Source organism: Microvirga sp. BF8 (genome assembly GCF_059888585.1).
Genome location: NZ_CM187619.1, coordinates 287,969 through 314,956, shown reverse-complemented (window position 1 = coordinate 314,956; position 26,988 = coordinate 287,969). Strand labels below are relative to the sequence as shown.

Annotated in this window: 28 protein-coding genes; 15 read left to right on the top strand and 13 right to left on the bottom strand. The window is 60.2% G+C overall.

What is annotated here, in order from left to right:
* Window positions 1-12 precede the first annotated feature (12 nt).
* From flgI to AC522E_RS01385, 8 genes are all read right to left on the bottom strand, one after another.
* Entirely contained in the window at window positions 13-1,110 is a 1,098-nt protein-coding gene (gene flgI / locus AC522E_RS01420; RefSeq protein ID WP_500748631.1) for a flagellar basal body P-ring protein FlgI, read from the bottom strand.
* Window positions 1,110-1,577 carry a flagellar basal body P-ring formation chaperone FlgA gene (gene flgA / locus AC522E_RS01415; protein ID WP_500750553.1) on the bottom strand — a complete coding sequence of 156 codons (468 nt, stop codon included), beginning with the start codon at window positions 1,575-1,577 and terminating at the stop codon, window positions 1,110-1,112. The genes flgI and flgA overlap by 1 nt, the downstream gene beginning before the upstream one ends.
* Before the next feature lie 25 nt (window positions 1,578-1,602).
* Window positions 1,603-2,391, bottom strand: a complete 789-nt coding sequence (gene flgG, locus AC522E_RS01410) for a flagellar basal-body rod protein FlgG (RefSeq protein WP_500748630.1) — start codon at window positions 2,389-2,391, stop codon at window positions 1,603-1,605.
* Window positions 2,392-2,401: 10 nt separating this feature from the next.
* Entirely contained in the window at window positions 2,402-2,740 is a 339-nt protein-coding gene (gene fliE / locus AC522E_RS01405) for a flagellar hook-basal body complex protein FliE (RefSeq protein WP_500748629.1), read from the bottom strand.
* On the bottom strand, window positions 2,740-3,159 hold the full coding sequence (gene flgC / locus AC522E_RS01400) for a flagellar basal body rod protein FlgC (RefSeq protein WP_500748628.1): 420 nt from the start codon (window positions 3,157-3,159) through the stop codon (window positions 2,740-2,742). The genes fliE and flgC overlap by 1 nt, the downstream gene beginning before the upstream one ends.
* On the bottom strand, window positions 3,156-3,542 hold the full coding sequence (gene flgB, locus AC522E_RS01395; RefSeq protein WP_500748627.1) for a flagellar basal body rod protein FlgB: 387 nt from the start codon (window positions 3,540-3,542) through the stop codon (window positions 3,156-3,158). The genes flgC and flgB overlap by 4 nt, the downstream gene beginning before the upstream one ends.
* Window positions 3,543-3,675: 133 nt before the next feature.
* Complete coding sequence (locus AC522E_RS01390; RefSeq protein WP_500748626.1) at window positions 3,676-5,598, bottom strand: FUSC family protein; 1,923 nt, start codon at window positions 5,596-5,598, stop codon at window positions 3,676-3,678.
* Window positions 5,595-6,050 (bottom strand): MarR family winged helix-turn-helix transcriptional regulator, encoded by a 456-nt coding sequence (locus AC522E_RS01385; RefSeq protein ID WP_500748625.1) that lies wholly within the window; start codon window positions 6,048-6,050, stop codon window positions 5,595-5,597. Before AC522E_RS01385 ends, AC522E_RS01390 begins: the two co-directional genes overlap by 4 nt.
* A 420-nt stretch (window positions 6,051-6,470) precedes the next feature.
* Here AC522E_RS01385 and AC522E_RS01380 point away from each other — a divergent pair, with 420 nt between their 5' ends.
* The 9 genes from AC522E_RS01380 to AC522E_RS01340 all read left to right on the top strand — a co-directional run bounded on the left by AC522E_RS01380 (window position 6,471) and on the right by AC522E_RS01340 (window position 16,473).
* Window positions 6,471-7,049, top strand: a complete 579-nt coding sequence (locus tag AC522E_RS01380; RefSeq protein ID WP_500748624.1) for a cold-shock protein — start codon at window positions 6,471-6,473, stop codon at window positions 7,047-7,049.
* A gap of 558 nt (window positions 7,050-7,607) precedes the next feature.
* Window positions 7,608-9,002, top strand: coding sequence for a selenium-binding family protein (locus AC522E_RS01375; protein ID WP_500748623.1), 1,395 nt, complete (start codon window positions 7,608-7,610; stop codon window positions 9,000-9,002).
* Window positions 9,003-9,032: 30 nt separating this feature from the next.
* A complete protein-coding gene (locus tag AC522E_RS01370) occupies window positions 9,033-9,674 on the top strand; it encodes a hypothetical protein (protein WP_500748622.1) in 642 nt (213 codons plus the stop codon).
* Between the two features lie 310 nt (window positions 9,675-9,984).
* The gene (locus AC522E_RS01365) at window positions 9,985-10,992 is read left to right on the top strand and encodes a LacI family DNA-binding transcriptional regulator (RefSeq protein WP_500748621.1); all 1,008 of its coding nucleotides are present in this window, start codon (window positions 9,985-9,987) and stop codon (window positions 10,990-10,992) included.
* 69 nt (window positions 10,993-11,061) lie between these two features.
* Complete coding sequence (locus tag AC522E_RS01360; protein WP_500748620.1) at window positions 11,062-12,342, top strand: ABC transporter substrate-binding protein; 1,281 nt, start codon at window positions 11,062-11,064, stop codon at window positions 12,340-12,342.
* Window positions 12,343-12,405: 63 nt separating this feature from the next.
* A complete protein-coding gene (locus AC522E_RS01355; protein WP_500748619.1) occupies window positions 12,406-13,257 on the top strand; it encodes a carbohydrate ABC transporter permease in 852 nt (283 codons plus the stop codon).
* Entirely contained in the window at window positions 13,254-14,114 is an 861-nt protein-coding gene (locus AC522E_RS01350) for a carbohydrate ABC transporter permease (RefSeq protein ID WP_500748618.1), read from the top strand. Before AC522E_RS01355 ends, AC522E_RS01350 begins: the two co-directional genes overlap by 4 nt.
* Before the next feature lie 11 nt (window positions 14,115-14,125).
* Window positions 14,126-15,175, top strand: a complete 1,050-nt coding sequence (locus AC522E_RS01345; RefSeq protein ID WP_500748617.1) for an ABC transporter ATP-binding protein — start codon at window positions 14,126-14,128, stop codon at window positions 15,173-15,175.
* A gap of 11 nt (window positions 15,176-15,186) precedes the next feature.
* Window positions 15,187-16,473, top strand: a complete 1,287-nt coding sequence (locus tag AC522E_RS01340; protein ID WP_500748616.1) for an MGH1-like glycoside hydrolase domain-containing protein — start codon at window positions 15,187-15,189, stop codon at window positions 16,471-16,473.
* Between the two features lie 315 nt (window positions 16,474-16,788).
* On the opposite strand, the gene AC522E_RS01335 is transcribed toward AC522E_RS01340, so the two are convergent.
* Window positions 16,789-17,037 carry a PilZ domain-containing protein gene (locus AC522E_RS01335; protein ID WP_500748615.1) on the bottom strand — a complete coding sequence of 83 codons (249 nt, stop codon included), beginning with the start codon at window positions 17,035-17,037 and terminating at the stop codon, window positions 16,789-16,791.
* A gap of 543 nt (window positions 17,038-17,580) precedes the next feature.
* On the opposite strand from AC522E_RS01335, the gene AC522E_RS01330 reads away from it, so the two are divergent.
* Window positions 17,581-18,462, top strand: coding sequence for a M55 family metallopeptidase (locus tag AC522E_RS01330; protein WP_500748614.1), 882 nt, complete (start codon window positions 17,581-17,583; stop codon window positions 18,460-18,462).
* Here AC522E_RS01330 and AC522E_RS01325 read toward each other — a convergent pair.
* A complete protein-coding gene (locus tag AC522E_RS01325; protein WP_500748613.1) occupies window positions 18,452-19,372 on the bottom strand; it encodes a LysR family transcriptional regulator in 921 nt (306 codons plus the stop codon). The genes AC522E_RS01330 and AC522E_RS01325 overlap by 11 nt on opposite strands.
* A gap of 144 nt (window positions 19,373-19,516) precedes the next feature.
* Between AC522E_RS01325 and AC522E_RS01320 the strand changes: the two genes are divergently transcribed.
* The 5 genes from AC522E_RS01320 to AC522E_RS01300 are packed head-to-tail and all read left to right on the top strand — an operon-like array spanning window position 19,517 to window position 24,245.
* Entirely contained in the window at window positions 19,517-20,380 is an 864-nt protein-coding gene (locus AC522E_RS01320) for a D-amino-acid transaminase (RefSeq protein ID WP_500748612.1), read from the top strand.
* Between the two features lie 39 nt (window positions 20,381-20,419).
* Window positions 20,420-21,271 (top strand): ABC transporter substrate-binding protein, encoded by an 852-nt coding sequence (locus AC522E_RS01315; RefSeq protein WP_500748611.1) that lies wholly within the window; start codon window positions 20,420-20,422, stop codon window positions 21,269-21,271.
* A 17-nt stretch (window positions 21,272-21,288) separates the two neighbouring features.
* Window positions 21,289-22,398 carry an amino acid ABC transporter permease gene (locus tag AC522E_RS01310; protein ID WP_500748610.1) on the top strand — a complete coding sequence of 370 codons (1,110 nt, stop codon included), beginning with the start codon at window positions 21,289-21,291 and terminating at the stop codon, window positions 22,396-22,398.
* A 41-nt stretch (window positions 22,399-22,439) separates the two neighbouring features.
* On the top strand, window positions 22,440-23,183 hold the full coding sequence (locus AC522E_RS01305) for an amino acid ABC transporter ATP-binding protein (RefSeq protein WP_500748609.1): 744 nt from the start codon (window positions 22,440-22,442) through the stop codon (window positions 23,181-23,183).
* A 30-nt stretch (window positions 23,184-23,213) separates the two neighbouring features.
* Entirely contained in the window at window positions 23,214-24,245 is a 1,032-nt protein-coding gene (locus AC522E_RS01300; protein ID WP_500750552.1) for a DmpA family aminopeptidase, read from the top strand.
* 339 nt (window positions 24,246-24,584) lie between these two features.
* Here the strand turns inward: AC522E_RS01300 and AC522E_RS01295 are convergent, their stop codons facing one another.
* From AC522E_RS01295 to AC522E_RS01285, 3 genes are read right to left on the bottom strand one after another with little or no spacing between them, the layout of a single operon-like run.
* Entirely contained in the window at window positions 24,585-25,445 is an 861-nt protein-coding gene (locus AC522E_RS01295; RefSeq protein WP_500748608.1) for a CheR family methyltransferase, read from the bottom strand.
* Window positions 25,442-26,545, bottom strand: coding sequence for a protein-glutamate methylesterase/protein-glutamine glutaminase (locus tag AC522E_RS01290; protein ID WP_500748607.1), 1,104 nt, complete (start codon window positions 26,543-26,545; stop codon window positions 25,442-25,444). The genes AC522E_RS01295 and AC522E_RS01290 overlap by 4 nt, the downstream gene beginning before the upstream one ends.
* A gap of 49 nt (window positions 26,546-26,594) precedes the next feature.
* Entirely contained in the window at window positions 26,595-26,960 is a 366-nt protein-coding gene (locus AC522E_RS01285; RefSeq protein ID WP_500748606.1) for a response regulator, read from the bottom strand.
* Window positions 26,961-26,988: the final 28 nt, after the last annotated feature.

The following is a 26,988-nucleotide window of genomic DNA, read 5'->3' as shown; positions in this document are numbered from 1 at the left end:
TCATCACCAACCTCATTGGACGACCAGGTCGGCCTGCAGGGCTCCGGCGGTCTTGACCGCCTGGAGGATGGCGATGATGTCCGTCGGCTTGAGGCCGATCTGGTTCAGACCTTTGACAAGGGTCTGAAGATCTGATCCTCCGATGACGGCAAGGTGGGCATCCTGTTCGTTTGCCGTGATCTGCGTCCGCGGAACGACGGTGGTGCGCCCTCGCGAGAATGGCTCCGGCTGCGAAACGAGCGGCGTCTCCGTCACCCGAACCGTCAGATTGCCGTGCGTCATGGCAACGGTGGAAATCTGGACGTTCTTTCCGATGACGACGGTGCCCGTTCTTTGGTCGACGACGACCCGCGCCGGAGTGTCGGGCTGCACACGCAGGTCCCCGAGCTCGGCGATGAAGCGCGTCGTGCCGATGTCCCGCGGCCTGTTCAGGACAACGGTACGGTAGTCGCGAGGCGTGGCGACCCGCTTCCCATAGCGGCTCAGGGCGAATGCATTGATCGCATCCGTGATCAGGGTTGCCGTCTTGTAGTCGGGATTTTTCAGCTCCAACACGAGTGATGCCATCTCGCGCATGGCACCCGGCACCTCCCGCTCGATCAGTGCGCCGTTGGGGATTCGGCCCGCGGTCGCCACACCTTGCGTCAAGGTCTCCGCCTGTCCAGTCGCATTGAAGCCGGACACTGCGACCGGCCCCTGGGCCACGGCATAGACTTGGCCGTCGCCGCCCACGAGGGAGGTCAGCATGAGCGTCCCCCCTTTGAGAGAGGTTGCATCGCCGAGGGAGGTGACTGTCACGTCGATCCGCGAGCCGCTGCCGATGAAGGGCGGCAGGTCGGCCGTCACGGTGACAGCCGCAACGTTCCTGGTCCGAAGCGGCATGTCGCGGACATTCACGCCCATGCGATCGAGCATGGATTGAAGAGACTGCTCGGTGAACTGGGAATTCCGCAAGGTATCGCCGGTACCCTGGAGGCCCATGACGAGGCCATATCCGACCAGCTGATTGTCGCGCACGCCTTGCACCGAGGCAATGTCCTTGATGCGCGTGGAAGCCTGGGCCACATTTGCAGCAAACAGGGCAAGAAGCAGGATAGCGAGGCCTCTCATCACTGCCTACCAATGCGGATCGTACCGTCCGCCTGCACCGTGCCCATGATGATGCGCCCGGTATCGATGTTTCGCACGCGAATTTGCTCTCCGAGACTGCCGGATTGCAGAGGAGAGCCCATGGTGGATATCGTCAATCCTTCTTCCTGAAAGATCACCTGTGTCGCCGCACCGCGTGTGACCAGACGGGCATCGTCCACTGCATTGGTCGGAATTGCTTCTCCGGGAAGCAACATGCGACGCGCGACTTTGCCGACGAGTTGAACGGGAGATTCGATGACTGCCGAGCGCGCGCGGAAGTTGGAAGGATAGGCCCGCTCCTTCAGCATCGACTCCTTGATCGTGTCGCCAGGATAGATCGTGACGCTTGGAACGGGAAGGAACAAGTCTTCTGCGAATGCGCTTGCACCGTTACCGATCAGGAGTGCGATGGCCAGAATCTTCGGCGTGAGCTTCTTCATGAGCAGAATCATCGTCCTTCAGGCGAACCTATCAGCGAATACCCTTCGAGACCGTCCCAGCCATGTCGTCGGCGGCCTGGATGACCTTCGAGTTCATCTCATATGCGCGCTGAGCTGAAATCAGGTTGGTGATCTCTTTGACCGGATCGACGTTCGAGCTCTCCAGATATCCCTGATGAATGCTTCCGAAGCCCTCATCATTCGGGAATCCGGCGACAGCTGCGCCCGAGGCCGGCGTCTCGCGGTAATAGTTGTTTCCGATGGGCTCGAGGCCGGAATCGTTTGCGAAGTTCGCAAGTTCGATCCGACCAAGTTCGACCGGGTCGACCTCGCCGCTTACCTTCGCGAAGATGCGGCCATCCTGATTGATGGAGATGTCGATCGTATTCTGGGGCACAGGGTCGACCCCAGGGAGAGCATAGCCCTCGAGGGTGACGACGGCACCCGTGTTGCTTTTGTTGAAGGAACCAGCACGGGTATAGATCCTTTCCCCGTTGGGACCGTCGACCTGGAACCAGCCACGCCCGTTCAGCGCGACATCCAGCTGATTGGTCGTATTCGTCAGCGATCCTTGACGATGCAGGTTTCTGATCGCTGCGGTTCGGACGCCCAGTCCCAGCATGGCGCCTTCCGGAAGTGGCGTTTCCCCGCCCTGATTGGGAATGCCCTGCAGGCGCTCGGCCTGATAAAGGAGATCCGTGAACTCCGCACGCGCTCCCTTGAAGGCGGTCGTGTTCACGTTCGAGATGTTGTTTGCAATGACTTCGACGTTCAGCTGCTGAGCATTCATGCCCGTAGCTGCGATTGCGAGAGCCCTCATCGTCTACTCCTTAAATCGCCATCCGCGAAATTTCTTGGTAGGCGGCAACAACCTTGTCTCTGATCGCAATGGCCGTCTGGAGAGCCTGCTCAGCCGACATGACAGCTTCGACGACCTGCTGGACGGAGGCCTTCCCCTGCATCCCGGCGATCGCCGCGGATTCGCCGGCCCGGAGCGTCTGGGTGGCATTCGCCGCGACCTGGACCATGATGTCGCCGAAGTCGACATGCTGCGAGGCCGACGGCGCCAGTTCGGCTCTCTGCGCGGAGACCGACCGGGTCGAGGAGATCGCGTTGGCTTTGTCGATCGTGGACGAGATCGCGGATATGGAGGAAACTGCGTCGAACATCAGGCGCCTCGCAGAAGGTCGATCAATCCCGAGATCATGGATCGAGTTTGTTTCATCATCTGAAGATTGGCTTCATAGGAACGGTTGGCCTCCCGCATGTCGGCCATTTCGATCAGCATGTTCACGTTGGGAAGCTTCACATTGCCGTTTTCATCGGCCGCCGGGTTGCCGGGGTCGTATTCGACCTGGAACGGCGCTCGGTCGACCCCGACTCCCTTGACCTTCACGGACGAGGCGCCAAGGGCACGGTCCAACTCGCTTCGAAACGTGACCGTTTTGCGGGCATAGGGATCGGAGCCCGCCGTCTTGCCGGTCGATTGTGCGTTGGCGATGTTCTCGGAAACGATACGGAGGCGCATCGACTGCGCCTCGAGCCCGGCGCCCGCCAGCCGGGATGAAGCCTGTAGCGGATCGATCATTGTCCTGACCTCGTGCTCGCAAGCATCATGCGATGGAATGCTTTGACGATGCTGACATTCAGGGACGATTCCCGACTGATCTCGCCGGCCTTCACCATCTCCTGCTCGATGCTGACGGAGTTTCCTGAATGCATGGTCTCCCAGCTCTCGGTCTTCTTCACCTTTGTGGGGCGCGTATAGGACGCGTCGAACCCGAGGTGCGCGCTGTCGGTCGCAGCCATTGCGAGCTGCGTCTGGTCGAACACCTTGGAGAAGGGTTCGACATCCTTGGCCTTGAAGCCGGGAGTATTTGCGTTCGCGATGTTGCTCGAGATCGTCGCTTGACGGACCGCAAGCCACTGGGCCTGCCGCGAGGCCACATCGAAAAGATAAATGTCCCCCACAGAGACCTCCGATACGGGTATCCTAGGAGTGTGGGTACGCCAGCAATCTTGCCTGAGGCTGGCGGCAGGAGCGAGGGTGCAGCGCGCGGCCGATGCACGAGACAAGAGTCCTCAGACCCTGGCGCGGGACAGCCTATGCGACGTCGGAGAGCCGAAAGAAGGAGCGGCTGTTTGCCAGGGCTTCCCCGGCGTCTCGAATGAGCATGGTTTCGGGCCGCGCCTCGCGCGTCAGCCGCCGCGCCGCTCGGTCGAGAGCGTACCGGGCGCGGTCAGGATCGTGCGTGATGCGGGCCATGCGACCAAGGGCGAGAGTGGCTGCGCGAGCCGTGCCGGGTGATACGTCTCGTGCGCGCAACAGACTCCGCAGGCACAGCACCGCCTCGCCCAATGTCAGGACAGCGAGACTTCCGTCGATGACGGACATCTCTCGATCCCCGGACTTCTCGGTCCAGCGAATCAGTCGCAGCATGCGGTGGAAAAGCCGGGCACGCCAAGCGAGGGGGTGTTCCGTCACGTCGCGGGCGGCCGCCATCGACGCAATCTCGCGCACCATCATCCCGATGAGGATCCTCATGCGGCGACGCGGATCGATCGGGAAGATCAGCCTATAGGCGGCAAGCCCGGCCAGCGGGCCCGCGACAACCGCCGCCGCCATGGCAACCGAGGGCCAGAAGGACATGGTCGGCGGATAGGCCGGCTGCAGCATCAGCAGCATGGCCATGTTATAATCATAAGCGCCGGGCGCGGTGCGGCGATGGGCCATCGGCAGCGCACCGGACAGGATGAACGGTATCGCGAGAAAGACCAGGGCCGCTTCGCTTCCCGCATGAGGCCAGACCAGCCAGCGGCAGACGAGGGCTGCAACGACACCGCCCAGCTGACCGAGCGCGACAAACCAGACTGATCGCGCCGGGTTGTCGAAGGTCGAGAAGACCGACAGCATGATCGAGGCGCCGAGCATCATATAGGGCGCAAGCGTCCAACCCGTCCCGATCCAGAACAGTCCGAGGGCGAGGATGGTGACTCCGGCCCGAATCGCTGCCTGCCGCGCGATCACCCAGTCACGGTGCAGGATGACGGGGTAGCGAAGCGACAGGTGCCCTTCCTGGCGCGCAGGAAGGCCAATCTGATCGCGCAGGGCCACCTCAAGCCGCAGGACAACGCCGTGCAAGGAGGGATGGGCCTCCGCTTCCGTGGCAAGCGTTTCCATCCGCGCGATGATCTGTTCGAGGGCGGCCCCGTTCTCGATGGCTTCGGCGGTGCGTTCCAGGGCCAGGCTTGTCGCCGGGTCCACCCGCGCGGCATCGGACCCTCGCAGCCAGGCCAAGGCTGCTGCCTGTGCGGCCAACAGAATGCGGATTGCCCGCGCGGCCCGGCGAGACCGCAGGGAGCCTGCAGCCTGTGGATCGAGAGACTCTTCGATGGCTGCCATTTCCGACAGGATGGAGCGGCGTTCACCGGCATGATCGCTCCCGCGACTGCGCAGGTGCACTGCCATGGTGCGAAGCACGCGCGCCGTGAGGCTCCGCACGCGGCCGTTCAGGTCCTCAGGAGAGTGTCGTTGTGCGAACAGCAGCCCGACCGCCAGAGCCGTCAGAACACCGACCATCACGGTCAGGAGGCGGTCGGCTCCCAGGAGGAGCACGCGATCCGGATGAGCAGTGTCCAACAGGGCGACCATCGCTGCGGAATACCCCGCGAGCATCGTGCCGTATGAAACATAGCTTCGCTGGAGATTGCCCACGCCGGCACACGTCGCCAGCCAGAGCGCGAGTCCAGCCACCAGAACGATCGGATGAAGGCCGGCAACGGCTACGAGCAGGACGCCGACAAACGTGCCTGCCGCCGTGCCGGCCATCCGGAAGAAGCTTCGTTCGAGCAATTGGCCCCGCAAGGGCTGCGAAGCGGCCCAGACCGTCATGGCCGACCATTGCGGATGCTCCAGGCCGATGAGCCACGCGAGGACCAGGGCAAGGCAGGCTGCAACGGCGGTGCGCGCCATATATCCCAGGCGAGGAACATTGAAACCGAGCGCATTCAGAAGGGACGCGTTCAAGCGCAGTCCTCCGCCCGCTCGGGATCCAGTCGACGGTGGACCTTCTCAAAGGTCTCGAGCATCGCGGCAATCTCGGTGTCGGACAGATCGGCCAGCATGTCGGCCTCGGCCTGCAGCAGCAGGTCCCGGATGTTCAGGACGGCCTCGTGTCCGGCTGGCGTCAGAAACACCCGCCGAGCACGGCGGTCGGCCGTGTCGGCCCGCCTTTCGATCAGCCCCCGCCCGGCAAGCAGGTCGAGCAACCGGACCAGACTCGAGCCGTCGATGCCGACGCTCGCGGCCAGGTCCTTCTGGCTGATGCCGTCGCCTGCCTCCTTGAGATGGATCAGGGGCGCCCATGTGGCATCGCTCAGCCCAACGCCGTTGAGCCGGCGGTCCAGGTCACGCCTCCAGCGCCGGGCGAGTCTGACGAGCTGGAATCCGAACTGAAACCGGGGAGATGGAGACGACATTCTATTTAATTAGCATTCAAATAATTTGAATTCAAATCATTTCAGCCGCCGGCCAACACCGGCTGCGCTGGTCTTTACGCGAGCGGATCAGGTTCGAGCGGGCGAAGCTGACGCGAATGGATGCCCGCTCCCGGACCATCGGATCCAGAACACGCCCGCCGGATCAACCGTCCTCGGAGGATTGTTTCAGGCGTCCCGGCCAAATAGACAAACGCAAAGGCCAACTCGTCCATCATCAAAGCGAGCAATCATCTTGCGTCTGCAAGCCGGGCGCGTTACGCGTAATCCTTACATGACATTTGTTAGAAGGCACTCCTGATGGGCCGCGGTAACGATCATCGCGATCGTCGACGTCAGTTCGGCGCTCAACCTGTAGATCCTTGGGGCGATTATGCACCCCAACCATCGTACGAGCGACCCGTGCGCCAGCAGGGCTCCTACCCGGCGTCCGGGAGCGAGGCCGAGGCTCGGGTCAAATGGTTCAATCCCGAGAAGGGCTTTGGCTTCGTCGAGCTGACCGATGGCTCGGGCGAGGCATTCCTGCATATCAGGCAGGTCGAGGCTGCGGGCCACACGGCCTTGGAGCCCGGCACAACCCTGATGGTGAAGGTCGGGCCGGGGCAGAAGGGCCAGCAGGTCAACGAGGTTCTGAGCGTCGACGCAAGCACCGCCACCCCCGAACCGCCGCGGCGTGCGTTCCCGGCCAGACAGGGCCAGTCCGATGGCTACTCCCGGCAAGGCGCGCCAAGGCGCGGACCCAGAGAGAACGAGGCCCGGCCCATGAGCGGCCCGCCGACGATCGCGGGAACGGTCAAGTGGTTCGATCCGGTGAAGGGATACGGCTTCGTGTCCGTCGAGGGCGAAAGCAAGGATCTTTTCCTTCACATCTCGGCGGTCGAGCGGGCAGGGCTTGGCGCCCTGTCAGAGGGACAACCAGTCCTCGTTTCGATCGTCGAAGGTCGAAAAGGGCGTGAGGTTGGCGCAATCGGGCCAGCGTAGTCACGCCCTTTCGTTCCTGGCAGGCGGGAAGCCCCTGCATCGACAGACGGCATGAAGTGCCGCGGCACCGGGGCCAGTCAGCGCCGGGCCGCGGAGCCTGCCTCCCGGCGCAGACTGGCACAAGCCGTCGATGACACCGCGATCCTTGAAGGCCGACTATGGACGCTTGGAACGGCGTACCCTGTTCCGGCGGGCGTCGTTCAACCGGATTGTCGAGCGGCCTGGGATTTTCGCCAGATCCCTTCGACAGGGCTGATGAAGACCTTTCCCTGGTTCCCGCTGCAACCTGTCGAGGGTGGAAGACGCGGGCGAGTCCGGCGATGGGCGCCGACGCCAATTCTCCGCCAGAGATCGCAGAGCTTGACCGCCCGCATGCGGCGCGGGGGCGTCAGGCCTTGCCCTGGCGTCGGGAGTGCCATGTCCCATCGGAGACGGCCACCACTCCACGAAGTGGTTTTACCCTTTCCTGCCTCGAATGCGACACAGGCCGGGGCATAATATGAGGATCAACAAGAAAAGCCGATCGCCATCAGCAGAGGGGGCATCAGGGAGGGTGTCGTGACGCGTTGGCAGCCCGATCCGAGCTTTTACCCCTCGCCTCGCCTTGCAGAGAAAGCGCCTCCCGAGAGGCTGGCCTATGTGGCCATGTTCGATCCCGACAGGACGCGACCCGACGGCATTGCGGTCGTCGACCTCGATCCCGCCTCGCCGTCATACTCCCAGATCGTCAGCAGCGTTGCGATGCCCAATACGGGAGATGAACTGCACCATTTCGGATGGAACGCGTGCTCGTCATGCCTGTGCCCGAACATGCCTCACCCCCACGTCGAGCGGCGCTATCTGGTCGTGCCGGGATTGCGCTCTTCGCGCATTCACATTCTCGATACCAAGCCGGACCCCCGCAATCCGACGCTCATCAAGGTAATAGAGCCCGAGGCAATTGCCGAAAGGACAGGTTACACCAGGCCCCATACGGTCCATTGCGGCCCGGATGGGATTTATGTCACTGCCCTTGGCAATAGCGAGGGCAAGGCGCCCGGTGGCATATTTGTCATGGACCATGAGAGCTTCGAACCGCTCGGACGCTGGGAAGTCGAGAGAGGCTCGCAGCAGCTTGCGTATGATGCATGGTGGCATCTCGGCTACGACACGCTCGTTACGAGCGAATGGGGCACGCCCGATACCTTCGAGAACGGCCTCGTCCCCGAGATTCTTCTCGGTTCCCGATACGGCCGGCGCCTGCACTTCTGGGATCTTCTGAAAAGAAAGCATCTCCAAGACATCGACCTTGGCGAAGAACACCAGCTCGTTTTCGAGCTCAGGCCGGCACACAATCCGACGAAGGCCTATGGCTTCGTCAACTGCGTGATCAGCCTTAAGGATCTCTCCTCCTCGATCTGGACCTGGTATCGCGACGGCGACCATTGGGCCGTCAAGAAAATCATCACGATTCCAGCCGAGCCCGCGAATTCCGATGATCTCCCGGACATGTTGAAGGGCTTTGGGGCGGTGCCTCCCCTCGTCACGGATATCGACCTCTCCATGGACGACCGATTTCTCTACGTGTCATGCTGGGGCACAGGCGACCTCCAGCAATACGACGTGTCGGATCCCTTCAATCCGAAGCTGACAGGCAAGGTGCGCATCGGAGGCATCGTATCCCGTGCCTCCCACCCCGGAGCACGAAACGGTCATCTCACGGGCGGACCTCAGATGGTGGAGATCAGTCGGGATGGACGACGGGTCTATTTCACCAACTCGCTCTACGGCACGATCGACCAGCAATTCTATCACCGCGGGTTCGATGGCTGGATGGTGAAGCTGAATGCGGACCCTGATGGCGGAATAGCGTTTGACGAGGAATTCTTCATCGAGTGGCCCAAGGGCCACCGGCCCCACCAGATCAGACTCGAGGGTGGGGACTGCTCATCCGACTCTTACTGCTATCCTTGAGGGTCTCCAGCACGAATCGGGCAGAGAGCCATGAACACGGCATCGTCGACGCTCTGGCCCTGGATTGCACTCGCGGGTCTCGGCGCATTCCATGGGCTGAATCCTGCCATGGGGTGGCTGTTTGCCGTCGCGCTCGGCCTTCACCGGCAGAGTCGAAAGGTCGTCGTCCTCGCACTCGCTCCGATCGCATTCGGGCACGCCGCGGCCACCGCCGCAACATTGCTGGCCGTGATCGCTTTCGGCACGATCCTGGATGCATCACTGCTCGGCCACGGCGCTGGTCTGATCGCCATAGGATGGGCCTCCTGGCACATGCTCGTGCCACGCCGAACCCATGTGCGAATCGGGATGCAGACCAGCCTGATGGGCCTCGGGCTATGGTCGTTCATGATGGCAATGGCCCACGGCGCCGGTCTCATGCTGATACCTTCCATGCTGGCTCTCTGCGTCTCGTCAGGGCCCGGCGGCGAACTCGCCGCCGGGACGTCCGTTCCAGTCTCGCTCGCGGCTCTCGCGGTTCATACGGGCGCGATGCTGGCCGTGATCGGCGCAACCGCGATGATCATCTACCACTGGATTGGACTGGCGTTCCTCAGTCGTGGCTGGATCAATCTTGAAATCCTCTGGAGCGCTTCCTTGGCGGCAGGCGGCGTGATCCTGCTCGCACGCTAGTGCACCGTTCGGGTCGATGGCTGCCCTTGCGACTCGAAGGGCGGCGCTTGAACCGACGTGCTCTCTCAGATCAGATCCGGGAGGCATGGCTCGCGGCGGATCCCTTCCGCGTGAAACCAACGTGAGAAGTGGCACGCGCCCATCGAGCGGCCGGGCAAAAAGTGCTTCCCTCCTTTTCTCCCACCGGGCGATTGATATCGGCGCACTCGCGCCGGACAGCGAACCTTCGTTCGAACAGGCGGCTGACGGACCATAATCTTGACTTTCCAAAACGTTTCGGATGCAGTGTCGACAGGGAGGCCATCCTGCAGTGTCGAATTTGAAGCACCTTGCACAAACCCTTGGCCTGTCGATCACGACCGTATCCCGGGCGCTGGATGGTTATTCGGACGTGGCGCCCGCCACGCGGGAACGTGTTCGCGCGGCCGCGCAGGCCATCAATTACCGGCCGAATTCCGCCGCCCGCAGCCTCAGGCGTCGCAAGGCAGAAGTCGTTGCAGTCACCCTGCCTCTGGAACCTGGGCGGTTTGGGCCGCCGCTGTTCCTGAATATGCTGGCGGCGTGCGGCCAACGGCTTGCAGAGGAGGGGCTCGACCTGATGCTGCTGCCGACTGCAAGCCCTGCCGCAGAAATGGAAACATATCGTCGGCTCATCGATGGCGGGCGGGCCGATGCGGTCATCGTCGTTCGCACGCGGCTCCGGGACGAGCGTGTGGCCTTCCTGAGGGAGCGTGGAATCCCGTTCGTCACCCATGGACGGACAGAGTGTTCCGACGAGGATGCCTTCATCGATGGCGATGGCGAGAGTGCCTTCCGGGAGGCCACCCGCCTGCTCGCGTCTCTCGGACACCGACGGATTGCCCATATTGCCGCCCCGCAGACCCTGACCTTTGCCCATCTGCGTCGCAGCGGGTGGCTGGCCGGCCTGGCGGAGGAAAATCTATCCGACCCGCTTGAATTTGCCGCGCCGCCAACAGAGGCGGGGGGGTATGAGGCGGCCCGCTGGCTTCTGAGCCATCCGTCGCCACCGACCAGTTTTCTCTGCGCCACGGACAGTATCGCCATCGGCGCTCTCTGCGCCCTCAAGGAACAGGGTCTCGTCGCAGGGCGCGACATCGCCGTGATCGGCCATGACAACCTGCCCTCGGCCGCGTTCACCGATCCCCCCCTGTCCACCATGGAGATCGCGGCTCCGGATGTGGGGTGCCGGCTCGCCGAGATGCTGATTTCCCGCCTTGGCGGGGGCAATCCGCAGGAATTGCAGACCATTCTGCCGGTCCGGCAGGTTCCACGCGCCACGCATCGGACGTCGAGTTGATCTGAAAGCTGCCCGACCTCCCGGACCCGGGTCGAGCAGCGTCACTATCGGGACCGACGGAGGAAGCACATGAGGCAGATGCCATTTCGCTCATTTGTCGTCGCGGCCGCCCTACTTGGAGGCTTGTCCGCTGCACAGGCGCAGGAAACGATTTTCTACTCGACACAGCTTCGCCCGATCGAGGAGGCAAGCAAGGTCCGCGACGTCCTTCTGAAGGGTATTCCCGGCAAGGTCACCTATGTGGTCGACGAGCCTCCGGCCTTTGCCGTGCGAATGAAAGCCGAAACACAGGCCGGAAAGCGTACTGCCAGCGTGGTCGGCGCCCTTCATGGAGAACTGCAGCCTCACGTTCCCGCCGATCTCCAGCCGATCGACGATGTCGCCGCCAAGCTGGCCGATCGCAGTATCCCTGCAAGCCTCATGGACCTCGGCAAGCTCGGAACGGAGCACCAGCAATACATCCCGTGGATGCAGGCAACCTATGTGATGGTCGCCAACAAGCAGGCCCTGCCGTATCTGCCCGCCGGAGCTGATGTGAACACGCTGACCTACGCGCAATTGCAGCAATGGGCCAAGAATATCGTCGACAAGACAGGTCAACGCCGGCTCGGCTTCCCAGCTGGCCCGACGGGCCTCATGCCACGCTTCTTCCAGGGCTACTTCTATCCGTCGTTCACCGGTGGCGTCGTTTCGACCTTCAGGTCAGCGGACGCGGAAGCCGGCTGGAACGCCATGAAAGAGCTTTGGGCTGTGTCGAACCCGAACTCCACCAACTACAATTTCATGCAGGAGCCTCTGATGGCCGGCGAGGTTTGGATCGCCTGGGATCACATCGCCCGCGTCAAGGAGGCGCTCACATTGCAACCCGATCAGTTCGTTGCGTTCCCGGCTCCGGCCGGTCCGAAGGGACGCGGCTACATGCCTGTGATCGCGGGACTTGCGATTCCCAAGGATGCACCGAACCGCACGGGCGCCGTGGCGGTGATCGAGCATATGACCAAGCCGGAGACGCAGCTTCTGACCGCAGCGGAAGTTGGCTTCTTCCCTGTCGTCAAGGCCGATTTGCCGCCGAACCTCGCGCCGGGCATCAAACTTCTCGCCGGAGCCGTGGATGCGACGCAGAACGCGAAGGACGCGCTTGTCTCTCTTCTGCCTGTGGGCTTGGGCGCCAAGGGCGGAGAGTTCAACAAGGTCTATACCGACGCGTTCCAGCGGATCGTGCTGCGCAACGAGCCGGTCAAGACCGTGCTGGAAGAGCAGGCCAAAGTGCTCGATGCGCTGATGAAGGACACGGGCGCACCGTGCTGGGCACCGGACAAGCCGAGCCAGGGCGCCTGCCCCGTCAACTGATCGATCCTGAGGCCCGGCATGCATTCGCCTGCCGGGCTTGCCCCTCGAGATCGGAGCGATGTCATGCCGTCGCGCACTTCGTGGATTCCCTACGCGCTCATCGCGCCCTCGGTTGCCTTTCTGGCTGCGTTCTTTCTCATACCGCTCGTACAGACCATCTGGCTGTCATTCACGGCGGACGATGGTGTGTCGCTTGCCAATTATCAACGCATGGCGGGAGATCTGAACTTCTCCCTGGCGATCCGCAACACCTTCATGCTGACTCTCGTCGTCGTGCCGATCCAGCTCGTTCTCGCGCTCGCCATGGCGACGATGGTGTCGAAGCTGGAGCGAGGACGTGACCTGGTGCTTTGGATCCTCACCATTCCGCTCGGCATTTCCGATCTGGCAGCGGGTCTGGCGTGGCTTTCACTGCTCCAGAATACGGGCTATCTGAACTCGGCCCTTTTCGCGCTTGGGGTCATTCCTGGGCCGGTCGGCTGGCTGTCCCAGGAGACACCCTGGAGTCTTTTCGCGGCCATCGCTCTCGCCGAGGTCTGGCGGGCGACGGCCATTGTCCTGGTGATTTTGATCGCCGGCCTCCAGCTTATCCCCAGAGAGTTTTCCGAAGCCGCAGAGATCTTCGGAGCAAAGCCCTGGACGCGCTTTCGCAGAATCACCCTGCCCCTTCTCAAGCCGAGCCTGCAATCAGCGCTCATCCTTCGCACCGTACTGGCCTTTGAGGTCTTCGCCGTCGTCTATGCCCTTGGCGGGCGGAACTTCCCGGTCCTCGCCGGCGAGGCCTATACTTGGCAGAACGAGAATCAGAACTATGGGGTCGCTGCGGCTTACGCGGTTCTCATCATGTCGATCTCTCTGGCTGCCACAGCGGTTTACCTGCGTGTCCTGAGAACGCGTCCGGAGCAATTGGCATGACGGCGAGTGCATCCGACCTGCAGCAATCCGTACCCGGCAGAAGCATGGCTCTCCCCTCATCACGGCGCCTGCTTCTCTGGACGGGAATCGCGACGCTCCTTGCCTGGGTCCTGGTCCCGATCTACTTCGTCGCGCTCGGCGCTTTCGGAGGACGACTCGGCGTGTTCCGCTGGCCGAAATCGATCTGGCCCACCGACTTGTCCTTCGCCCCGATGATGCAGTTTCTGGCGATCGAGGGGGTGTTCAACGCTCTCGTCAATTCGCTTATCGCGGCGGGACTGACAGTCATGTTTTCCCTTCTGCTCGGCGCGCCCGCAGGCTACGCACTCGCGCGCTATTCCTTCCGGGGACAGAATGCCTACCGCCTTCTCGTTCTTCTCACGCGCGCCTTCCCGCTCGCGATCCTGGCGCTTCCTCTCACCGTCTCCTTCATTCGGCTCGGGCTCTACGACACGCCCTTCGGCGTCTCGCTCATCCACACGGTGCTGGCTTTGCCCTTTGCTGCCTTGGTGACTCAGAGTCTGTTCATGGGCATTCCCCGCGAATACGAGGAAGCAGCCTGGGTCTTCGGATGCACCCGGCTCCAGGCCTTCATGAAGGTGGTTCTGCCTCTCGCCCTTCCGGGACTCGCCGCCACAGCCATCTTCGCTTTCGTGATTTCCTGGAACGAGGTCTTCGCCGCCTCGATTCTCACGGTTCGTGAGCGGACACTGACCGCCTACCTTCTCAAAATTCTGGCTGAGAGCCCACTGCACTACCGCTTCGCGGGCGGCTTCATTCTTATTCTCCCATCGGTGCTTTTCATCTTCGCCGTCAGGAAATACCTGTTCGCGGTGTGGGGCATCGCAAGCAAGTAACGGAGCGCCTCATGGCCGACATCGTGATCGACCGCGTCGTCAAGGAATTCGGTTCCTTCCGGGCCTTGCAGGACGTTTCCTTGAATGTCCGCGACGGTGAGTTCGTTGCCTTGCTCGGACCGTCGGGCTGCGGCAAGACAACCCTCCTGCGCATCATCGCTGGTCTGGAGAAGCAGGATGCCGGCCGCGTTGTGATCGGCGGCCGGGATATGAGCGATCTCACACCACGAAAGCGTGGCCTCGCCATGGTCTTCCAGAACTACGCCGTCTTTCCGCATATGACGGTGTTCGAGAACGTCGCCTTCGGTCTCCGGATGCAGAAGGCGACCCAGGACGACGTAAAGCGGAAAGTGCAGCGCGCCGCCGCGCTCCTGCACATCGAGGAGCATCTTGATCGCTACCCGGCAAAACTCTCGGGCGGGCAACGCCAGCGCGTTGCAGTCGCGCGGGCGCTCGCGGTCGAGCCTGCCGTCCTGCTCATGGATGAGCCCCTGTCGAATCTCGACGCGCTTCTGCGGCTCGAGATGAGGACTGAGCTGAAAGCCGTGCTGCGCGAGGCAGGCACGACGACGATCTATGTGACACACGACCAGACGGAAGCCATGGGGCTCGCCGACCGCATTGCCGTGATGTACGGCGGCAAGATCGATCAGATCGGTACCCCGCTCGAAGTCTATGCCACGCCGGCAACACGGTTCGTGGGCGGCTTCCTCGGAAGCCCTCCCATGAACTTCATCAAGGTACAATGTGCCCGAGGCACAGCACAGATCGGCGGGGCCGCACTGCGCTGCCCCATCGAGACGGGGGATCTGGAGCTCGGTTTGCGCGGCGAGGATGCGAGCCTTACGCCCGCAGGTTCAGGGATTCCATTCGATATCCGAGTCGTGGAACCGATGGGGTCACACCTGCTTCTGACGGGCGCCATCGACGGTCAACTCACCCGTATCGTTGTGCCGCCCACTGCGCGCGTGGCGGCGGGAGAGCGCGTAGGACTGAACGTCGACAGCTCGCGCATGACTTGGTTCGACAGCACGACGGGCCGCGCCATCGCACGAACATGATTGGAACGACCATGGACGATATGACCAGACACGATATGGACGACACCGCCCGCGCAATTCTCGCCCGCAACGATCGTGGCGGGTATACGGTCCCGACTGATCGTCTCTATCCATTCCAGTGGAACTGGGATTCCGCCTTCGTCGCAATGGGTTTCGCAACCTTCGACGTGGATCGTGCCTATCGCGAACTCGAAAGACTGATCGAAGGGCAATGGGATGACGGCATGATCCCGCACATCGTGTTCCATGCCGCGAGTGACACATACTTTCCGGGACCGGATGTGTGGGGCACGCGGCATCGGGTCGCGACGTCCGGGATAACCCAGCCACCCGTATTCGGTATGGCTCTGCGCCAAATCCATGACGCGGCGACAAGGAGTGACCTGCCGAATGCGGAAGAGCGCACGCGCTCTCTCTTCCAGGCTGCCTTGCGCTCGCATCGCTGGTGGCTGCGTGCGCGGGATCCGGAAGGCTACGGCCTCGTAGCGATCCTCCATCCTTGGGAAAGCGGGAGCGATAACTCTCCGGCTTGGGATACCGCCCTGGAACGTGTTCCCACGTCGACCACGACCGTAATCCAGCGCAAGGACACGGGACATGTCGAAGCAGCAATGAGGCCGCGTGACGAGGATTATCAGCGCTTCATTCACCTTGTCGACGTCTATCGTTCCTGCGGCTGGGATGCGCGGAAGCAATGGGAGGCCGCACCCTTCAAGATCGCAGATGTTCAGATGACAGGCATCCTTGCGCGCTCCACGGCCGACTTGATGGCTTTGGCCGAGGATCTGGGCTTGTCCGAGGAGCGTGCCGAGTTGTCGACGATGCACCAGAGGCTCATGACCGGCCTCTCTGGTCGTTGGCGCCCCGATCTCTCCCGCTTCGTTTCTCTCGATCTTGTATCCGGCGCAGATATCGATGTTCCGACGCAGGCCGGATTCATTCCGATTGTCGCCATACACCTCAATGAGGCACAAAGGACCGCCATCACGGATGAAATTGAGCGCTGGAACCACGGCATGATCGTCGGGCTGCCCTCGACCGCTCCATTTTCCCCGGCCTTCGAGCCCAAGCGCTATTGGCGGGGGCCGGTCTGGGCCGTGGTCAATTGGCTCATCACGGATGGCCTGCGCATGAACGGCGCCGAAGAGCTTGCTCGGGAGATCGAGCAAATGACGGTCACGGCCATCGAGCGAGCAGGATTTTGCGAGTATTTCGATCCGACGACAGGCGAGGGTCTGGGCGGAGACAGCTTCTCATGGACGGCGGCGGCCTACCTCGTCCTTCACAGGCGCAGTTAGAATACTTCCCGATCGCGCAGATGATCAGGCGAGGAGTCACAAGAGCGGAACCGGTTCTGTAACGGCCACCCTCTCATAAGGCGCACAGACTATCCGTCCAGGTCCATCACGTGACCTGGCCCGTCATACCTTGTCCGGCCCGAAAATCCATGTTCACCGTCTGCTGCCCGATCCTGCGGCAGATCATGCGGAGCCTCTGGGGAGTTCCGTGCGGCTCGCCAGTCACTGGAGCCGCTCTCTGCGGAAAAGCGGCTCCCCTTTCACTGGCGTGGGCCCTCAGGCTGATGGAACGGACCTGCGGCTCTTGCAATTGCTCTAGTCGGTAAACATCACACCATGATGAACGCCGTTCGACCACACCAAGCGGACCTTCGCTTGCGCTCCCTCCTCGGGAATCTGAAGTTCAAATTCCAGCGGGATCTCGGTGGAATGCGGAATCATGAGCCGCGCCCCTGTCTCCGATAGATCCCATAAGACACAGTCGACCGCAGGAGCATCGTCACTATGTTTTATTCGGCCTTCCAAGTGAGTTCGAAAACGCCTGCTCGAGCGACGCTCGGTCATGTCATGTTTCATGCTGAGGGCCTGTGCCTGGAGAAAGCAGTCTTGTAGCCGTCGAGGCTGATGCGAGGGTTTCCTGAAGCACGACCTCTGATCCTGACGGCCGGCATCATGTCTCCGAGGATCCGACAGCGCTTTACAATATGGATACGACTTCTGCCGACCGTGCGACCGGACCTGAAGCAAAGTTGACTGAAAGAATAGAAGAGCGATCTGTTTGAGCAGGCTCAGATATCGCCGTTCGGGCAACGAGTTCTTTTGGCGCCTAAATTCAGCTCGCTTGGAATAAAAACCTTACCCGGCCCTCGCATTTTCAACGACGCACTCAATTTGTCAGCCAATCGCTCTGCCAGAGGAGAATATTCGTATTTTTACTGGATCAGGCTCTTCGGCCGCACACGCTCCAACGAGATTCTCCCAATCAATTCGCTGGCCGTTCCGATTTTGCCCTCCGACCTCAAATCGACGTGCCGGCCTAGGCTGGTGCGGCGGCTGCAGGTCCCTGGGCAGGCTATTGTATGACGTCCCGGCCCGCCGGCTTGCTAATTGGCGGCAGAGATCCGCGAGACGCTTGAAGCGTTGCTTTTGCCCCGTTATCGACTGGAAGGGATGAACGGGGGCGACGGAATGAAAGTTTTTATCAGCGCGGATATCGAAGGCAGCGCAGCAATAACCGGCTGGGACGAAGTTCACAAAGGCGGTCTTGGATACCAGGAGTTCCGAGAGCAAATGACCGCTGAGGTCGTTGCCGCGTGCGAAGGCGCTCGCGCAGCCGGGGCCACTGATATCCTTGTCAAGGACGCTCACGAGAGCGGATGCAATCTGATTGTCTCGCGTCTGCCGGACTATGTCAGGATCGTCCGCGCCTGGAGCGGTCATCCCTATGTAATGATGTTTGGTCTTGATCCAACTTTCGACGCCGCCTTGTTCATCGGATACCACAACGCAGCAGGAACCGACACCAATCCTCTCGCGCATACAATGAACGATAGGATCGCGAAGCTCCATATCAACGGCAAGCTTGCCTCGGAATTTACGGTGAATGCCCATACTGCAGCTTTGAACGGCGTTGCGCCGGCATTCCTGTCCGGCGACAGCGGAATATGCAAGGAAGCGGAACACCTCGTACCCGGAATAAAGACTGTGGCGGTCAGCGAGGGGTTTGGCCGCGCAACGATTTCACTCTCTCCGGCAAAGGCGATCAGCGTCATCCGCGACGGCGTCGAGGAGGCGCTGTCTCGCGACCTTTCAAAAGTTCAATTGCAACTTCCCGAAACCTTCGAGGTTGAACTCGAATTCAATAATGCAAGCGATGCTTACCGCGCAAGCTTCTACCCGGGAGTTCAGCATCCAAAAGCATGCACTCTGCGCTTTGTCTCCAACAATTACTTCGAGGTCCTGCGGGCGATCCGGTATCTTACGATCTGACGACAGCTCCATGCGCGCCGGCTGCTTCCCAGAACTGATCCACGATGGGACGGGTCGGGCGCGCATGGCGATAGAGGCGGACTTCGATCATGAGGGACCAGGCCGGGTCGCTGGTAGCGGGCACAAGGATACCTTTGTCCAGCTCCGACTGGACAAGATCCAAGGGCAGCCACGCCACGCCCCAGCCCGCTAAGGCCATTGCCTTGTGACCAATCGAGATCGTGTTCTCATGGACGACCCGTCTCTCCAGAGACGGCCGATTGGCAAAAAGCTTGGTAAGCGCAACTCCGAAGAACGAGAAATCCCCATAGCTCAGGAATGGCATTGGGCTCCCGGTCTCCAAAGCCCGGTCGAGAATCGGTCCCTCCGGATGTGGACGCGAGACGGGCAGAACTTTCTCGGTACCAAGCAGGAGATAAGGAAAGCGCGCTTGGTCCAGCAGGAACGGGACGGAAGCGTGAGCATAGGTCAGCAGAAAATCACAGTTTCCATCCACCAATGACATGATGTTGTCTTCGATCCCGCCCTTGTCGGGGCTAAGATGGGAGCTGAATGGCGGTAACGTCTGCTGCAAGGAACATAGCCACTCCGGAAGGAAGGTCACAGTTAATGTGTGGAGGGCGGAAAAGGTGAGACGATGGCGCTCATCCCGCTGCCGACGGCGCAAGGCCGTGCGATGCGCATGCCAGTCGCGAACTGCCTCCTCGGCGATCGGCAGAAACCGCTTCCCTTCGTAGGTCAATTCCGATGGGAAGACTGCGCGGTTGATAAGCGTCGCCCCCATCCAGTCTTCCAGTTGCCTGATTCGCCGGCTGAAGGCCGGCTGCGATACGCCGCGCAAGGAGGCCGCTTTGGAAAAACTCAAGTGTTCTGCAAGGCAACAGAAGTCCTCCAGCCATTTCAGCTCCACGGCACGTCCTCGTAAAACGGATCAAAGTTGAGGGCATTCTCTGGCATTATGCGAAATTTGCATAGTGCTGAGAGAAACATGGCATTGGCCATGAGCCATCTCTCTTACTAGCGTTCCGGCGAGTCCGATCCCAGAGGCGAACGTTTGTCGAGAACTGTTTATGTGAATGGAAAATATATTCCGGAACTGGACGCTACAGTCTCCATTTTCGACCGCGGTTTTCTGTTCGGGGACAGTATCTACGAGGTCAGTGCCGTTATCGGCGGGCGGATGATCGATAACGACCTCCACCTGGCACGCCTTAAGCGCTCCCTGCGGGAGCTCGATATTCCAATGCCGTTGTCGCAAATCGAAATCGTTGCGATGCAAGAAGAGCTCATCCTGAGAAACCGCCTCAACGAAGGCGTGGTCTATCTGCAGGTGACGCGCGGGAGTGAAGACAGAAGCTTCCACTATGGGGACGACCTGAGGCCAACCATCATCGCCTTCACACAGACAAAGAACCTTACAAGCACAAACTCGATACGCAATGGTGTAAAGGTCGCGATCGTCGACGACATTCGATGGCTACGACGCGATATCAAAACGACCATGCTCCTGGCACAGGTGCAGGCCAAGCGCTTGGCTATGGCCGAGGGCTGTGCGGAAGCGTGGATGGTCCAGGATGGCTTCATTACCGAGGGCGCTTCGTCGACAGCATTTATCGTATCGAGCTCTGGTAGGATCGTAACCAGACCCAATTCACAGGCAGTGCTACCTGGCTGCACACGGCGTGCAGTGCTAGAGGTTGCGGCCGAACTTGGCCTGCACATAGAAGAACGTCTCTTCACCGTCGACGAGGCACACACGGCGCGCGAGGCATTCCTTACCAGCGCTTCAAGTCTCGTAACACCAGTCATTGAGATAGCAGGCCATAAGATCGGTGACGGGAAGCCCGGGCCGGTGACACTCCGCCTCCAAGAAATCTATTTGAACCTCGCGCACAACCGGTGCGAGGCCTTCCGATAGATAGACACCATCCAACCAACACCAAAGGGGACTAATGGAATGAGATCCAACTTTCTCAAGGTCGCACTGTTTGCGTCTGCGCTGACATTGGTGGGCGGCAGCATGGCATCCGCAGAAACTGTCGGATACGGCAAGTGTGAGCTGACAGGAAAAAGAGGCACACACACGATAACCCCAGCCGTGTCGGGACAGTTCACGGTCGTCATCAACCTTCCGGCTGTCGGACAGTTTAACGGCGACACACCCGACAGCATCAGAGACGGCTTCGAGTTCTGCATGGCCGTCAACATTGCGCACCGACTGGGCCTCGACAAGGTCAAGCTGGTGAATGCCTCCTTTGATTCCATCGTTGCAGGTCAGAACAAGGACTTCGATATCGCTCTAGCGTTGATCTCGGTTACCGAGCCTCGCAAGAAGGTCGTCGACTTCTCGACCCCTTATGCCGTTTCCAATTATGGCGTTGCCACCAAGGCCGGTGGAAATGTGACTCAGGATACGATCAAGACCGGCCGTGTCGGCGTACAGGCGGGTACCACTCTTGTTCCCTTTGCCCAAGAAACCCTGAAGGCAACGAAAGTGGATGTCTACGACGATACAGCTTCTATGTTCACGGCAGCAGCCGCTGGCAAAGACGATGCGGTCATGACCGATCTCGGCGTCGTTCTCGGGCAGGTCGCCAATTCCAAGGGCAAACTGAAAGTTGTCGGGAAGTATGCAACCGGTGGCCAGACCGCCGGCATTTATCCGAAGGGATCTTCAAACAAGCCCAAGATCGATGAGATCATTGCGCAGCTGAAGGAAGACGGAACGCTGAAGAAGCTTGAGCAGGCCTATTTGCTCCCTTCCTGGGGCGGCGTATCACCTGACGACGTTCCGACCTGGAAGTACTGAGACAGGTACGAAGCACAATGACCCAACTGGCTGTCAAGGCCAACGACGAGCGCGCCAACCAGTGGCGCGCTCGAAGCAGGCTTCGCTCGTATGGCGCGCGGACCTGGGCCGCCTTTTCGGTAGCTTTCCTCACACTCGCAGCTGTGCTCTATACGGTCGCCTCCATCGCGACCTATGGGATCCAGGAAGGCTGGAGCAAAGCCCCCGTGTGGGCCAGCGCCACCCTCTTCGCCTTGATTCCACTTCTCGTGCTCGGTCTCGCGATCAAGGCTGTCCGTCTCTCGATGGGCGCCCGCTCGGCCGCAGACGTATATGAGGGCCGGGCCCTTGGGGCTCGCGCATCGGACCTGTCCTGGAATGCGATATCCTATTCGGCTGCATTGCTGATTGTGTGTGCCCTGGCCTGGTTCATGGTTGTCAACGATGCCGCTGTCAGCCGGACATTCTTCGATCTCGATCTGATCGCACGGTCCGCAGGAACCGTTCTCAAGGCTTTCGGCACCAACATCTTCATCTTCGTCGTCTCCGCTGTCCTCATCCTCGTCTGGGCCCTCATCATCGCAATTGCGCGCACCTTGCCTGGCGATGCTGGCCGGCCCATTCGTACGCTTGCGATCATCTACAGCGATCTCTTCCGCGGCCTCCCCGCCATCATCACGATCTATCTCATCGGATTCGGCCTCCCGCTCACGAACCTTCCGGTTCTGAAGGACCTCTCTTCGAACGCCTATGCCATTATCGCTCTGACGCTTACATACGGTGCCTACACCTCCGAGGTCTATCGCGCAGGCATCGAGAGCATTCATCCCAGTCAGATCGCTGCCGCACGCTCGCTCGGACTCTCCTACCTCAAAACGACGCGATATGTCGTCATTCCACAGGCTGTTCGCGGTATTGTTCCCGCCTTGATGAACAATTGCATCAGTCTCCAGAAAGACACTGCGCTTGTCGCCATCATCGGTACGATCGATGCGTTCAATCAGTCCAAGATCATTGCCAGCAACAATTTCAACCTGTCGGCCGTGACCACCGTTGCCATCATCTTCATTTTGATCACTATTCCTCAAGCCCGTTTCGTCGACAAACTGATTGAGCGTGATCGCCGGAAAATGCGCTCCAGCCAGTGAAATGACAGTGAAGCGTTCAACGACGGAAGGAAGGCACCGACATGGCGCTGGTTGAAATAGATGGTGCATACAAACGCTACGGCAGTGTCGCTGTGCTGAAAAATCTCTCGTTGCATATCGACGAGCACCAGGTGGTCTGCCTTATTGGACCGTCCGGCTGCGGCAAGTCCACACTTCTGCGCTGCATTAACCGGCTTGAGACGATCCAAGAAGGTGAGATTCGTCTGCATGGGGATCGGATTACCGGCCCGGGCGTCGATCTCGATATGCTGCGACGTGAGATCGGCATTGTCTTCCAGGGCTACAATCTCTTTCCCCATATGAGCGTGATCGAGAATGTTACGCTTGGCCCCGTTAAAGTCTTAGGCATGCCGCTGAAGGAAGCCCGGGAGAAAGGCATGGCGCTTCTCTCCCGAATTGGGCTGGCCCACAAGGCGGATGAGTTCCCTGATCGCCTCTCGGGTGGGCAGCAGCAGCGTGTCGCAATCGTACGAGCGCTCATCATGGATCCGGCCCTGCTTCTTCTCGATGAGATCACGTCAGCGCTGGATCCAGAACTGGTCTCTGAAGTTCTCGACATCGTACGGGACTTGGCCAAGAAGGGCATGACGATGGTCCTCGCGACGCATGAAATGGGCTTTGCTCGCGAAGTTGCCGACAAGGTCTGCTTTCTGCAGGAAGGTATCGTCTACGAAGAAGGGCCTCCATCGCAGATATTCGGCGACCCGCAGGGCGAGCGCACGAGGGCCTTCCTCAAGAGAATCATCGATGCAGGTCGCCTTTGAGCGATCTACACATTTTCGGTGGAGCAAATGATGGGCCGGACTGTTCCTGATTATGGATTGACCTGCGGATTGCTGCCTCGGGGAGCCCTGAACGCAATAACGGACGTTCCCGGTGTCCGCGTGGGTCATTGCACGTTGCGAGATGGCGACATCAATACCGGGGTCACAGCGATCCTGCCGCATTCGGGCAATCTCTTCCGCAAGAAGGTTGTCGCGGCCTGCGACATCATTAATGGATTCGGCAAAAGCGCAGGACTTGTGCAAATCTCGGAGGTGGGTACGATCGAAACGCCCATCCTCCTAACGAATACATTGTGCGTGGGCGTCTGCACAACGGCGCTCATCCGTGACGCCGTTGCACAGAACCCTGATATCGGGCGCAGCACCTCGACTGTGAACGCAGTTGTCGGAGAGTGCAATGATGGAGCGCTCAACGATATTCAATCCCTTGCCGTAACCGAAGAGCACGTGCGTGCCGCGCTCGTCGCAGCCAAGGATGGCCCTGTCGAACAGGGCAGCATCGGTGCAGGGACAGGGATGACCTGCTTTGGCTTCAAGGGCGGCATCGGATCCTCGTCACGCAAGATCGAACTTGATGGGAGAAGCTACCACCTGGGCACACTCGTCCTGACGAACTTCGGAAACGCCGGGGATCTTGTGCTTCCCGATGGTCGGCGTCCCTCCCCTCTTAAAGAAGCGCCGTCTCCGAATGCCCTGGAAAAAGGCTCTGTCATTATTGTGCTCGCAACGGACGTGCCGCTGGAATACCGCCAACTGAACCGCGTCGCGCGCCGTGCAGGATCGGGACTTGCCCGGCTTGGCTCCTTTTGGGGGCATGGCAGCGGGGATATTACCGTAGCCTTCAGTACGGCAAACACCGTTGACCATGACCTCGACCGGGACCTTGTTGAAATTCGTGTCCTGAACGAAGCCCGCATTGACATGCTGTTTCGTGCCGCGGCGGAAACGACGCAGGAGGCGGTCTTGAACTCAATGCTATCGGCAGAGCGTTTCGTTGGCCGCGGCGGCGCAGTTCGGCATTCGCTGGCAGAATACCTTTAAGGTGAAGAACGAGACCCTGTAGAAGACGACAACCGATATCGGCATTCCTTCTTAGGATGCCGAGAACGTGGCGCGCTTGCACCCAACCCGCAGTGGGGCGCCAATTGACAGCGGTTGACCAATACCCATCATCTTTGGTCCGATTCCTGGATCATTTACCCAGGTCCGCGCTTTTTATGTTAAGGCCTATGCCCCCGTGCCTGCGGCAGGCCCGATCCGTGGCTTTTTGGATCATTCCACAGAGGTGATGACGCTTCGGACGAATATGAAATCCCCGCATGTTGGTGCGATGACCACGCTCGTCACAGACTGATACCAGCAAACCGAGGAGTGCGATTCTTAGCGCATCGTCGCAAGCAGGGAGGGATTCCTTTTTGGCGCAGCTGCGCTTGCAACCTTCCCGTATAGGCCACGATGCGTCGGATCCGGTACCAAAGCGTCCGTGAGGCCAAGGACGGTTTCTGCTGCTCCTAGGATAAGACAACCGTCTGAAGCCATTGCGTTTGCAATTCGCTGGAGGACATTGCTCTTCATCGGTCCATCAAAATAGATCAGGACGTTCCGACAATAGATGATGTCGAAGGTGCCAAGGTGAGAGAAGTCCTTGATCAAATTCAAGGGACGGTAGTCCACCTTCGATCGGATCCGTTCGGAGATCTGCCATTGATCACCAACCTGGGTGAAATGTTTCAATAGAAGTTGAATAGGAAGTCCGCGCTGTACCTCGAACTGATTGTAGAGACCGGCCTTCGCTTTGGAGAGCACATCCGTTGAGATATCGGTCGCGACAATGTCGAGTTTCCACCCTGAGAGGCGAGCCGCAGCCTCGTCCAGCAACATCGCGAGGGAGTATGGCTCTTGCCCCGTTGACGCAGCGGCGCACCAGATGCGGAGATGTCGTGTCGTGCTGCGGGCCGCAAGGAATCGCGGAAGCAATACGTCACGAAACAAGTCGAATGGTCCCTTGTCGCGGAAGAAGAATGTCTCGTTGGTCGTCATTGCTTCGATGACAGCATCCTCCAGAGCAGGATTGCGGCCACCTCGAATGCTTCTGACCAGCTCGGTTAGGTTGGCTGTTTCGAAGCTTCTGCATACGGGAGCGAGTCGGCTCTCGACGAGATAGCGCTTCTCCGGAGGCAGCGCCAGGCCCGAGCGGCTCTTCAAGAAGCTGCGAAGGAATTCGAAGTCAGGTTCGTTCATGAGGAGGACCCGATAATGTAGTTCTTTAATGCAGGTCCAATCGACTCGAGAGGCAGGACGTCTTGCGCCAGGCCAGCCTTGGCAATGCTGCCCGGCATGCCCCACACGATGCTTGTGCCTTCATCTTGAGCGAGGACTGTCCCTCCGGCTTGAACCAGAAGGCGCGCACCCTGGGTTCCATCGGAGCCCATTCCAGTGAGGATGACAGCGAGCGCAGCGCTTCCATAGACGGCAGCAGCATCACGGAAGAGCACGTCTACGGCAGGACGGCAGAAATTGACAGGCGCACTGTCGTCGAGCCGAATCGCAGGGTATCCCCGGTCGACCGAGAGTCCCATATGCCGGCCACCCGGGGCTATGAAAACAGTGCCAGGCTGGATGGGCTGCCCATCGGATGGCTCACAAGCATGTGCGCCGGTCTGCACACGCAGGTGCTCGGCAAAGACGCCCGTAAACATCGCTGGCATGTGCTGAACGACGAGCACGGGAATTCGCTTTATTGCAGAGCCGAGGCCCAACAGGACGCGCTCTACGGCACGCGGCCCCCCTGTCGAGGCGCCGATGAGAAGGCACTCCGGACGGGAATTGATCGTCTTTCGGATAATCCGGGGCTGTACTGGAACAGCCGCTACCGTCTCCAGCGGCCTTCTTTTTCTGGATGGAGCGAGTGCCTTTAGCTTCTCGATCAGATCTCGACGAAACTCCTCGGCAGCAGCCGGTTGTCGCTGGCTCTCAGGCTTGGCGAGATAGTCTGCGGCACCAAGAGAAAGGCATTTCAGTGAAATCTGGGCATTTCGCTGAGTTAAGGTTGATACGACGACGACCTTTGTCCTGGGGCGGCGCTTGAGCAGCAGCGGAAGCGCATCCACGCCATCCATCTCTGGCATTTCCAGATCGAGAAGCACGATGTCGGGATCGTGGCGCTCGAGTGCCTCAAGCGCGAGACGGCCATTCGAAGCTGTGGTGATAACCTCGAATTCGCCGACCTCAGTGAGCCACCGGGCAACGAGACCGCGAATGACGGCGCTGTCATCGACGATCATGACGCGCGTCCGCACCTGCCCGGCGGAAATGCTCTGGGGCGCAGATAGCATCGTCATGACCGGAAGTCCGGCATATGAATGACTTTCCCAAATTCAGTGCAGCGCACTAGGCTAGCCCAACTTCCTGGAGCTTCGCGGCCATGATGTCCTTGTCAAAGGGCTTCATGATATACTCGTCAGCACCAGCCTGGAGCGCTCGCGTGATATGCCCGATATCGTTTTCAGTCGTACAGAAAAGAATCTTGGGCTTCTCGCCGCCAGGCATGCTGCGAAGACGTGTCAAGAATTCATAACCGTCCATGACCGGCATGTTCCAGTCAAGAAGCACGACATCGGGCATCTGCGATTGGCAGATGGACAATGCCAGCTCCCCGTTCTCGGCCTCAGAAATTCCAAATGCCATCTCTTCCAGGATGCGTCTCGCAACTTTACGGATGACGGCGGAATCATCGACAATCAGGCAATGTTTCACGAGCTGAACTTCTTGGTTAATAGGACGG